This window comes from Streptomyces milbemycinicus (genome assembly GCF_002154605.1).
GTDB classification, from domain to species: domain Bacteria; phylum Actinomycetota; class Actinomycetes; order Streptomycetales; family Streptomycetaceae; genus Streptomyces; species Streptomyces milbemycinicus.
In genome coordinates this window covers 1-2,283 of sequence record NZ_MUNE01000975.1, presented here as the reverse complement: position 1 = coordinate 2,283, position 2,283 = coordinate 1, and the positions used below count along the sequence as shown (strand labels likewise).

The 2,283-nt window shown below is 75.9% G+C and carries 2 protein-coding genes and 1 pseudogene; all 3 read right to left on the bottom strand.

Translation table 11 applies throughout. The annotated features are described in order from the left end of the window. A pseudogene (locus tag CCN51_RS49865) lies at positions 1-327 on the bottom strand (molybdopterin molybdenumtransferase MoeA); the annotation flags it as partial. Continuing rightward, entirely contained in the window at positions 324-1,154 is an 831-nt protein-coding gene (locus CCN51_RS49860; protein ID WP_014178017.1) for an NTP transferase domain-containing protein, read from the bottom strand. The gene CCN51_RS49860 and the pseudogene CCN51_RS49865, both read right to left, overlap by 4 nt. Positions 1,155-1,204: 50 nt before the next feature. Beyond that, positions 1,205-2,283 (bottom strand): dihydrolipoamide acetyltransferase family protein (locus tag CCN51_RS49855; RefSeq protein ID WP_107426310.1); only part of this gene is annotated, 1,079 nt, incomplete at its 5' end.

Below are 2,283 nucleotides of genomic sequence, written 5' to 3'. Positions count from 1 at the left end.
GCCGGGGCCCTGGGGTGGCCGTGCCCGGTCCGTCGCTGTGGCTGTCGGGTCGTGGAGCGCCGGGTCGGGGAATGCCGGGTCGTGGAGCGCCGGATCCGGGGACGGCGGTTCGCGGAGCGCCCGGCTCTGGGATGCCGCGTCCTGGGGCGCCGCGCCCTGGGGGGTCGGGTCCCAAGGATCGGTCCACTCGGGGCGCTCGGGCCGCTCGGGCCGCTCGGGCCGTGTCTCAGGGCGGCGCTGATACGTGCCCTGGTCCTTCGCCAGCGCCAGGGCCTCGTCGAACTCGCGGTCCAGCGCGTCGCCGCCGCGGGGCTCCCGGTCCGTCATCCCGTCGACTCGGCCTCTTCGGCCCACCGGGCGGCCAGCGCGGCCGCCTTGCCGGTGGCGGCGGCCAGCGCCTCGGGGCCGCCGCCCTGCTGGGCGGCCGCGTAGCCGACGAGGAAGGTGGTCAGCGGCGCGGCGGGCCTGGCGACGCCGTGCGCGGCGTCGCGGGCGAGGTCGAGAAGGGCGGCGGTGTCGACATCGAGGTCGATGCCCAGCTCCGCCTTGACTGCGGCGATCCATTCGTCCAACACGTGTCCATGCTCCCTGATCCGTGCGCGGGCAGTGGTGATGTCCTCCCAGGTGTCGCAGTCGAAGGAGGCGGTGGGGTGATGCAGACGGCCCAGCTTCAAATCGGCGGTGAGCAGCCGCAGGGGCAGTCCCGCGAGGCCGCCGTGCTCCGCCGCGAGCAGGGCGATCTCCCGGCGCAGCGGCTCGGCCCGGTACGCCGCGACCAGGGGCTGATCACGGCCGTCGGAGTCGGTGAGCAGCACCCCTTCGGCCTCGCCGAGGCCCTGGACCAGCGCCCCGACGGTCTCACCCGTGAGGAACGGCAGATCCGCGGAGAGCAGCAGGACGACGGGCGCCATGGTCCGGCGCAGTCCGGCGTCGACGGCCGCGACCGGCCCGCCGCCCGGCGGCTCCTCACGGATCCAGTGCACGGGCCGCGCGGTCGGTCTGCGCGGGCCGACGACGACGGTCCGCCCGGCTTCCCGGCAGGCGCCGAGCACCCGGTCGAGCAGCGGCCGGGCGCCCACCCGCAGCGCCGGCTTGTCTGCGCCGCCCAGCCGCCGGGCGGCCCCTCCGGCCAGGATCACAGCGTCATACGTCACCCCATGAGTATGTCCCGGTGACGGCCGAGTACCGCCTCCGTCGCCGCGGTCTACACGGACCGCAGCAGAACCGCCGGATGTTCCACGCAGTCGGCCACATGGCGCAGGAAGCCGCCCGCGGTGCCGCCGTCGCAGACCCGGTGGTCGAAGGTCAGCGACAGCTGCACCACCTGCCGTATGGCCAGCTGGTCCTGGTGCACCCACGGCTTCGCCGCTATCCGGCCGACGCCGAGCATCGCGGCCTCGGGGTGGTTGATGATCGGCGTCGAGCCGTCGACGCCGAAGACGCCGTAGTTGTTGAGCGTGAAGGTGCCTCCGGTCAGCTCGGCGGGGGTGAGGGTGCCGGAGCGGGCGGCCTCGGTGAGGCGGGTCAGCTCGGCGGACAGCCCGGCCGTGTCCCGCGCGTGCGCGTCGTGCACCACGGGGACCACGAGACCCCGGTCGATCTGTGCGGCAAAACCGAGGTGGACATCGGAGCGGCGGATGATCTCGCCCTCGCTGACGGTCGCGTTCAGCTCGGGGTGGCGCGCGAGGGCCGCCGTGCAGATCCGGGCGAGGAGGGCGAGCAGGGAGATCTTGGGCCCCGCCGCGTTCATGGCCGCGCGGGCGGCGAGCAGCTCGGTCGCGTCAGCGTCCACCCAGCACGTCGCGTCGGGGATCTCCCGCCGACTGCGGACCAGCTTCTCGGCACCGCGCACACCCCGCACCGGGACGCGCGTCTCATCGGCCCCACGCGCACCCGTCCGCGCGACGCCCGCGGCGACGGCCGCCGGAGCCGGTGCGGCTTGTGCGGTGCGCGCGGCCTGTGCGGCCTTTTCCACGTCCGCGCGCAGAATCAGCCCGTCGGGCCCGGAGCCCCGCAGCTCGCGCAGGTCCAGTCCGTGCTCGCGAGCCAGCCGCCGGACGAGCGGCGAGATGACGGAGACGGGGCCGGGCGCCGGCCGTGCCGCGCCGTTGGCCTCCGGGCCGGACCCCGGCGCGGGCGGCACGGGGTGCGCGGCAACCGGGTCGGCCGGGCTGCTCGCAGCGACCGGGCCGGGAGTCGTTGCCGACGCGAGGCCCCCGGCCAAGCCCTCGGTGACGCCGCCACCAAGGCCCCCACCAACGCCCTCGGCCGGGCCGGAGGCCG